Raw genomic sequence first — 7,961 nt, 5'->3', positions numbered from 1 at the left:
CGAGGAAGACGGCCGAAGGACTGGAGTACCTGTCGGGCTTCGGCAACGAACACAGCTCGGAGGCCGTCCCGGGCGCACTGCCGCACGGGCGGAACTCGCCTCAGCGGGCCCCGCTCGGGCTCTACGCGGAGCAGCTGAGCGGCTCCGCGTTCACCGAGCCGCGCGCCCGGAACAGGCGCACCTGGCTGTACCGGATCCGGCCGTCGGCCGCGCATCCCCCGTTCGTCCGCGTCGACAACGGCGCGCTGCGCAGCGCGCCTTTCACCGAGACGGTGCCCGACCCCAACCGGCTCCGCTGGAACCCGCTGCCGGAGCCCGCGCCCGGCACGGACTGGCTGGCCGGTCTGTGGACCCTCGGCGGCAACGGGGACGCCGCCCAGCGTGCCGGCATGGCCGTGCACCTCTACCACGCCAACGCTTCCATGGAGCGGCGCGTGTTCAGCGACGCGGACGGCGAGCTGCTGATCGTGCCCGAGCGGGGCGGGCTGCTGCTCCGCACCGAGCTGGGCCTGCTCGCCGCCCGGCCGGGCGAGGTGGCACTGATCCCGCGCGGCGTGCGGTTCCGCGTCGAGCTGCTGGACGAGACCGCCCGCGGCTATGTGTGCGAGAACTACGGGCAGCCCTTCGTCCTGCCCGACCTGGGTCCGATCGGCGCGAACGGGCTCGCCAACGCGCGGGATTTCCGGGCGCCCGCCGCCGCGTACGAGGACGTCGAGGGCCCGGTCGACGTCGTCAACAAGTACTGCGGCAACCTCTGGACCGCCACGTACGACCACTCACCGCTGGACGTCGTCGCCTGGCACGGCAACCATCTGCCGTACGTCTACGACCTGCGGACCTTCAATGTCATCGGGAGCATCTCCTACGACCACCCCGATCCGTCGATCTTCACCGTGCTGACGTCGCCGAGCGACACCCCGGGACTGGCGGGTGTGGACTTCGTGGTCTTCGCCCCGCGCTGGCTGGTCGGCGAGGACACCTTCCGGCCGCCGTACTTCCACCGCAATGTGATGAGCGAGTACATGGGCCTCATCGAGGGCGCGTACGACGCCAAGACGGCCGGAAAGGGCGGTTTCGTCCCGGGCGGCGGATCACTGCACAACATGATGTCGGCGCACGGACCCGACCGGGAGACCTTCGACCGGGCGAGCGCCGCGGAGCTGAAGCCGCAGAAGATCGACGACGGGCTTGCCTTCATGTTCGAGACGCGCTGGCCGGTGACCGCGACCGCCCAGGCCGCGAACGCGGACCACCTGCAGGGCGGGTACGACAGCGTGTGGCAGGGTCTGGAGCGCCACTTCCGGTCCTGATGCCGGATCTGATACGGAGTTGCCGTGACCGCCTTCGCCCCCGACTCGCTCGTCCTGAACCGCAAGCTGCCGCTCTGGTATCAGGTCTCGCAGTCGCTCCGCGCCTCCATACTCGGCCGCCGGCCGCACGATCCGCTGCGGCTGCCCACGGAGGAGCAGCTCGCCGAGCACTACGGCGTGAGCGTGCTGACCATGCGGCAGGCGCTCAAGGAGCTGGAGACGGAAGGCCTGATCAGCCGGCACCGGCGGCGCGGCACCTTCATCGAGCCGGGGGCGCGGCGGAGCGCACCGAGGCGGCTGCTGGGCTCGATCGACGCGATCGTGGCCCAGCAGTCGGGCGAGCGTACGACGATCCTGGGGCATGGGCCGGGTGCCGTTCCGGGTGATCTCGCCGAGTTCTTCCCGGGCGCCGAGGAGGTCGTGACGTACCGGCGGCTGCGGTGCGACGGCGAGACCGGCGAGCCGACCAACTGGGCGGAGAACGCGGTACGGCCGGACATCGCGACGAGCCTCGATGTCGCGGACCTGGAACGCTGGCCGATGACCAAGGTGTTGCGCGATGTCGTGGGGGTACGGATCAGCCGCATCACGGACACGGTGGAGGCCCGGCTCGCCGACCCGGAGACGGCGGAGCTGCTTCAGGTGCCCCTGCTGTCGCCGATCCTCCACTACACCGGAGTGACGTACGACGAGGAGGGGCAAGTGGTCGACGTGGCGCGGATCCGGTACCGGGGGGACCGTTTCTCGTTCTCGGTGACCGTCGAGGCGGAGTGATCGCCGCCATGCTGCTGGACGACCTGATGCCCTGGTCCACCGGGCCGATGCGGCTGGGGCGGAGCTGGGTGGTCGCGCCCGGCGTGCGGACCCTGCGGGCCCGGTGGGATGCGGTGGTCACGGCCGGGGGCGGGGAGCGGGCGACTCTGTTCCGTGAGACACGGGCGCGGAGCCTGGGCAGTTCCATCGCCGCCCTGCCGGGGCAGACCACCGGCACCTCGCGGTTCGTACGGGAGGACGGGCCCTGCCCGGAACCGGTGCGGATCGCGCACGGACCCTTCGACGAGCAGTGGCTGATCCCCGACCACCGGCTGATCGACGTCGCACGCCCCGAGCTGTGGCGCGTCACCGACGGGCATCAGCTGTTCGCCGTGGAGCAGGGGTACGTGCCGGCGGCGGAAGGCCCCGCGCTGCTGGTCTCGGCCGTCCTGCCGGAGGGGCGCTCCCCCGCCGGCCGCCCGGGTCGCATACGCCCGCTGTACCGCAGACCCGGCGGGCGTGAACCGAATCTCGCGCCGGGACTGCTGCCGCTGCTCCAGGCGCGGTACGGGCACCCGGTGACCGCCGAGGACGTGCTGGCCTGGGCCGCGGCTGCCGGACGGGCGACGCCGCGGGGCTGCGAGGTGCCCCTGACCGCCGATCCGCTCGTGTGGGCCCGCGGAGTGGAGCTGGGGCGGCGGATCGTCGGGATTCAGCTGCGCGGCGCCCGGGGCGGTGAGCGGCCCAGGCTGCCCGGCGGCCGTCGGCCCTACGTACGGGCCGCCATTCCGGCGCGGCCGGGGACTCTGTCGTACGACCGCGAGGAGGAGGCTCTGTTCCTCGACGAGGGGCGGATCGCGCCGGTGCCTCCGGAGGCCTGGGAGTTCCAGGTGGGCGGTGTGCGGGTGCTGGAGCACTGGTTCGAGCGGCGGACGACCGAGCCGGAGCCCGGCACGCTGGAGGCGATCCGGCCCGCCGGGTGGCCGCAGGAGTGGACCTCGGAGCTGCTGGAGCTGATCACGGTGCTCGCGCTGCTGGGCGAAGTGGCCGCGGAACGCGAGGACTGGGCGGCGCAGGACCGGGCGGCGCGGGAGCCGCTGCCGGACGAGGAACTGCGTGCCGCGGGGGTGCTGCCGGTGGACGGCGCGGCCCGGCGCCCCGCGTCCGTACTGGACCATCAGGAGGAGGGGCCCGAGGGCCAGTTCGCGCTCCTCTAGGCCATGTCCGGCCGCCCCAGGACGTGATCCGAACGACAGGCCCTGGCTAGGCCTGGGGAGCGAAGGAGTCGATCACGCGGGCGAGGACGCGGTCGAAACTCTCGTCCGCGTCGGGGGGCGGGCCGCCCTCGGCGAGCGTCGCCGCCAGGCGCGGGTAGGCCCCGGCAGCCACCGCGTCGAACAGGTACGCGCCCCGGACGGCCTGTTCCTGCTCCTCGGACCAGGGCAGGGAACGGCTCCGCTCGGCGATGGCCAGCTCATTGGCGACGGTGCACATGACCGTGCCGTTGACCATCGCGATCAGCTCCATCTTGGTGCCGTACGGCGCGTCGAGGCCGTCCAGGCAGCCGAGGCAGTGCTCCAGATAGCGCAGGGCGTTGGGGCTGTATCCGTAGACGGTGGACATCAGCCGGGTCAGCCACGGGTGGCGGTGCATGATCGCCCGGGTCTGGCGGCCGAGCGCGAGCATGTCCGCACGCCAGTCGCCGCTCGGGGCGTTGAGTTCGTACTCGCCGCTGACCGTGTCGATCATCAGCTCGTACAGGTCTTCCTTCCGCGGCACGTAGTTGTAGAGCGACATCGTGCCGCAGCCCAGCTCACCGGCGATGCGGCGCATGGAGACCGCGTCGATGCCGTCGGTGTCGGCGAGACGGACCGCGGCCGACGCGATGTCGCCGCGCGTGTACGCCGGTTTCGGGCCGCGGCCCGTGCGCTCGGGGCGCGCCCAGATCACTTCGGGTTCGGCCGCTCGGCCCGCCATCGATCATCACCTCGCCCACCATCTTAGTTACGTACGCCGTACGTAGTGAGGTATGGTCGATCGCATGACGACTACGTACGCTGTACTTAGTGAAGGTCTGGAGAAGCGGTTCGGCGAGGTGCACGCCCTGCGCGGGCTGGATCTCGCCGTACCGGAAGGCCGGGTCTGCGGAGTGCTGGGGCCGAACGGGGCGGGGAAGACGACGGCCGTGCGGGTGCTGACCACACTCCTCGCGCCGGATGCCGGCAGCGCCCGGGTGGCGGGGCACGACCTGATGCGCGACCCCGAGGGCGTGCGCCGGCGGATCGGCGTCACGGGGCAGTACGCCTCGGTCGACGGTGACCTGACCGGCGTCGAGAATCTGCGGCTGTTCGCGAAGCTGCTGCGCGCGCCCCGGTCCCGGGCCGACGAGCTGCTGGAGCGCTTCGGCCTGACGGAGGCCGCGGGCCGCCCCGCGCGGACCTGGTCGGGCGGCATGCGGCGCCGGCTCGATCTCGCCGCGAGCCTGCTCGTACCGCCCGCGGTGCTCTTCCTCGACGAGCCGACGACCGGGCTCGATCCGCACAGCAGGAACGGGATCTGGGACGCCGTGCGGGAGTTGGCGCACGACGGCACGACCGTGCTGCTGACCACCCAGTACCTGGAGGAGGCCGACCGGCTGGCCGACGACATCGTGCTGATCGACGAGGGCCGGGCCGCGCACCGCGGCACGCCGGACGAGCTCAAGGCGATGATCGGGAGCTACGCCGAGGTCGTCGTCGCCCACCCGTCGGGACTGCAGGCCGCCGCCTGCGTACTCGACCAGCTGACCGGCTCCGAGCCCGTCCTGGACGCGGAACAGCGCTCCGCCGGCGCGGCCTGCGGCGACACGACCCTCACTCTGCCCCGTCTGGTCCGCGAACTGGACGCGGCCGGCGTGCCGATCGTCGATGCCGCGCTGCGCCCGCCGACCCTCGACCAGGTGTTCCTCCGCCTCACCGACCGCAAGGAGCTTGCCGTATGAGCGCACTCGTCCACGACGGAACGGCCGTGCTGGGGCGCCATCTGCAGCGGATCCGGCACGCCCCGGCCATGCTCGTCATGACGCAGACCATGCCGGTCGTCTTCCTGCTGTTCTTCGGCTACGTCTTCGGCAGCGCGCTCGCGATGCCGGGCGAGGAGTACCGGGCGTTCCTGGTGCCGGGCCTGCTGGTGGCGACCGCCGCGAACGGCATCATGACCGGGATGTTCACCGCGGCCCAGGACTCGCACCGGGGCGTGATGGACCGCTTCCGCACCCTGCCCATGAGCCGCGCCGCGGTGCCGCTCGGCCAGGCGGCGGCCGATCTGCTGACGACGGCCGTGGGGCTCGTTCCGCTGCTGCTCGTCGGGCTCGCGATGGGCTGGCGGATCCAGGGCTCCGCGATGGAGGCGCTCGGCGCCTTCGGAGTGCTGCTGCTGTTCCGCTTCGCCACGACCTGGGTGGGCATCCTCCTCGGTCTCGCCTCGCGGAGCGAGGAGGCGGCGGGCCAGCTGGGCAGCGCGACGTTCATGCTGCCGCTGCTGTCGAACGCGTACATCCCGACGGACAATCTGCCGGCCTGGCTGCGTACGGTCGCCGAGTGGAACCCGATCAGCGCGGTGACGACGGCGGTACGGGACCTCTTCGGCAACGCGGCGGTACCGGCGGACGCCGCCTGGCCCGTCGCCCATCCGGTCGCCGGAGCCGTGGCCTGGTCGCTCCTGCTCATCGCGGTGTGCGCACCGGCGGCGGTCCACCGGTACGCCCGCACATGACCGGAGACCAGCCGGCGGACGGCGGCGGACGGCGAGGGCCGGCAGACCGGAGGATGACAAAGGTGTGCCGTACACGATAGGTACGGCTGTCATGAGCCAACAGCCACTGCCCCTCGACGGCGTCACGGTCGTCGCCGTCGAACAGGCCGTCTCGGGCCCCTTCGCCACCCGGCAGCTCGCCGACCTCGGGGCCCGCGTCATCAAGGTCGAGCGCCCGGACGGCGGGGACTTCGCCCGGGGCTACGACACCGCGGCCCAGGGGCTCGCCTCGCACTTCGTCTGGTGCAACCGCGGCAAGGAGTCCCTCGCCGTCGATCTGAAGGATCCACGGGGGATCGAGGTGGTCCGCAGGCTCATCGCGGGCGCCGACGTGTTCGTGCAGAACCTCGCCCAGGGCGCCGCCGCCCGGCTCGGCCTGGACGCGGCCACCCTGTGCGCCGCGCACCCCCGGCTGATCGCGGTGGACATCTCCGGATACGGCGCGGACGGCCCGTACGCCCCCAAGCGCGCCTACGACATGCTCGTCCAGTGCGAGGCGGGGCTGGTGTCCGTGACCGGCACGCCGGACCAGCCGGTGAAGGCGGGCATCCCGGCGGCGGATGTCGCGGCGGCGATGTACGCGTTCTCCGGCGTGCTGGCGGCGCTGCTGCGCCGGGGCACCACGGGGCGCGGCGGGCCGGTGGAGATCTCGATGCTGGAGTCGCTCGCCGAGTGGATGGGGCATCCTCTGCACCACGGGATGCACGGGGGCTCGGCGCCGGCGCGCACGGGCGTCGCGCACGCCGTCATCGCGCCCTACGACGCGTATCCGACGGCGGACGGCGGGCAGGTGCTGCTGTCGGTGCAGAACGACCGGGAGTGGCGGCGGCTGGCCGAGCAGGTGCTGGGCCGCCCCGACCTCGCCACCGATCCGGCTTTCGCGACGAACACGGCGCGTACCGCGAACCGCGCGAGGACGGACGCGGCGGTCGCCGGGGCGCTGGCCGGGCTGGACGCGGCCCAGGCCGTGGCCCGGCTGGAGGCGGCGGGCATCGCCTGCGCCCGCCTCAACACGGTCGAGGACCTGGCGGACCATCCGCAGCTGGCGGCCCGCTCCCGCTGGCGCGATGTGCCCTCGCCCACGGGTCCGCTGCGGGCGATGCTGCCGCCGATCACCTTCCCCGGCGGTCCGGAGCCGCGCATGGGTGCGATCCCGGCCCTCGGTGAGCACACCGACGCCCTGCTCCGCGAGGCGGGCCTGACGCCCGAGCAGAGGGCGGAGCTCCACCGGGAGGGGGTGGTCGTGACGGGGAACGCACCCGACGGACGCCCTGAGTGACCGATTTGCGCGTGCCCTTCACCACAGCGAAACGAATCCGTACCGGTTGGTAGGCGCGGCGTCACATTCCGCGATCCAGGCCTGCGAGCTGCGGCGATGCACGTTCCGGGGCCCGTCGGCCGGGTCGCCGGGCCACTGCGTCGCCAGGGAGCACAACAGGCAAGTCAAATGATCACTGGATAAACTCCTCGTTTGCCGTGCGCGGAACATGGATTCGCAGCGCACTCGCCACGACGACGGAGAGTGAGAGATGCGTATGAACGGGCCCTGTGCAGAGCCGGCCGGCGATCGGCGCACTGTATGACCGTCGCCCCGGAGCCCCCGACCCTCCTCGACCCTCTTCTCGACGAGGCACCCGCGCCGGCTCTCTTCGCCGCCGGGATCACCCCGGCCGAACGAACCCTCCTCGACATTCTCGACGAGACCGCCCGCCGCCACCCGGAGGCACTCGCCGTCGACGACGGCGCCACGCCCCTCACGTACCGCTCCCTCCTCACCGAGGTCGAGACACTGCGGCTGCGGCTCACCGGGGCGGGGATCGGCGTAGGCGACCGGGTCGGCGTCCGCGTCCCGTCCGGGACCGCCGATCTGTACGTCTCGATCCTCGCCGTACTGGCGGCCGGCGCCGCCTACGTCCCCGTCGACGCCGAGGACCCCGAGGAGCGTGCCGAACTCGTCTTCACCGAGGCCGCGGTCAGCGCCTTCATAGGCGCGGACCGGAGCATCACCCCGAGCGGCGCCGTCGTAGGCGCCACCGGCCGCCGCCCCGGCCCGGACGACGACGCCTGGATCATCTTCACCTCCGGCTCCACCGGGAAGCCCAAGGG

General features: G+C 72.6%; 8 protein-coding genes. 7 read left to right on the top strand and 1 reads right to left on the bottom strand.

What is annotated here, in order from left to right; genetic code table 11:
- The 3 genes from hmgA to ACWGI8_RS34740 all read left to right on the top strand — a co-directional run.
- On the top strand, positions 1-1,310 hold a 1,310-nt coding region (gene hmgA / locus ACWGI8_RS34750; RefSeq protein WP_453667118.1), incomplete at its 5' end, for a homogentisate 1,2-dioxygenase.
- Positions 1,311-1,334: 24 nt separating this feature from the next.
- Entirely contained in the window at positions 1,335-2,084 is a 750-nt protein-coding gene (locus ACWGI8_RS34745; protein ID WP_453667116.1) for a GntR family transcriptional regulator, read from the top strand.
- Positions 2,085-2,092: 8 nt separating this feature from the next.
- Positions 2,093-3,280 (top strand): type ISP restriction/modification enzyme, encoded by a 1,188-nt coding sequence (locus ACWGI8_RS34740; RefSeq protein ID WP_453667119.1) that lies wholly within the window; start codon positions 2,093-2,095, stop codon positions 3,278-3,280.
- Positions 3,281-3,326: 46 nt separating this feature from the next.
- Here ACWGI8_RS34740 and ACWGI8_RS34735 read toward each other — a convergent pair whose 3' ends face one another.
- Positions 3,327-4,040 (bottom strand): TetR/AcrR family transcriptional regulator, encoded by a 714-nt coding sequence (locus ACWGI8_RS34735; RefSeq protein ID WP_453667114.1) that lies wholly within the window; start codon positions 4,038-4,040, stop codon positions 3,327-3,329.
- A 64-nt stretch (positions 4,041-4,104) separates the two neighbouring features.
- Here ACWGI8_RS34735 and ACWGI8_RS34730 point away from each other — a divergent pair, with 64 nt between their 5' ends.
- The 4 genes from ACWGI8_RS34730 to ACWGI8_RS34715 all read left to right on the top strand — a co-directional run.
- A complete protein-coding gene (locus ACWGI8_RS34730) occupies positions 4,105-5,043 on the top strand; it encodes an ATP-binding cassette domain-containing protein (RefSeq protein ID WP_453667112.1) in 939 nt (312 codons plus the stop codon).
- Positions 5,040-5,816: an ABC transporter permease gene (locus tag ACWGI8_RS34725; RefSeq protein WP_453667111.1), complete on the top strand. Its 777-nt coding sequence runs from the start codon at positions 5,040-5,042 to the stop codon at positions 5,814-5,816. The genes ACWGI8_RS34730 and ACWGI8_RS34725 overlap by 4 nt, the downstream gene beginning before the upstream one ends.
- A 91-nt stretch (positions 5,817-5,907) precedes the next feature.
- On the top strand, positions 5,908-7,134 hold the full coding sequence (locus ACWGI8_RS34720; protein WP_453667109.1) for a CaiB/BaiF CoA transferase family protein: 1,227 nt from the start codon (positions 5,908-5,910) through the stop codon (positions 7,132-7,134).
- A gap of 300 nt (positions 7,135-7,434) precedes the next feature.
- Positions 7,435-7,961: AMP-binding protein (locus ACWGI8_RS34715; protein WP_453667107.1), on the top strand; the 527-nt coding region annotated here is incomplete at its 3' end.

It is taken from the genome of Streptomyces sp. NPDC054841 (assembly GCF_053611045.1).
Note: the sequence above shows the minus strand (reverse complement) of the source record. Positions and strands in the feature narration are given on the sequence as shown.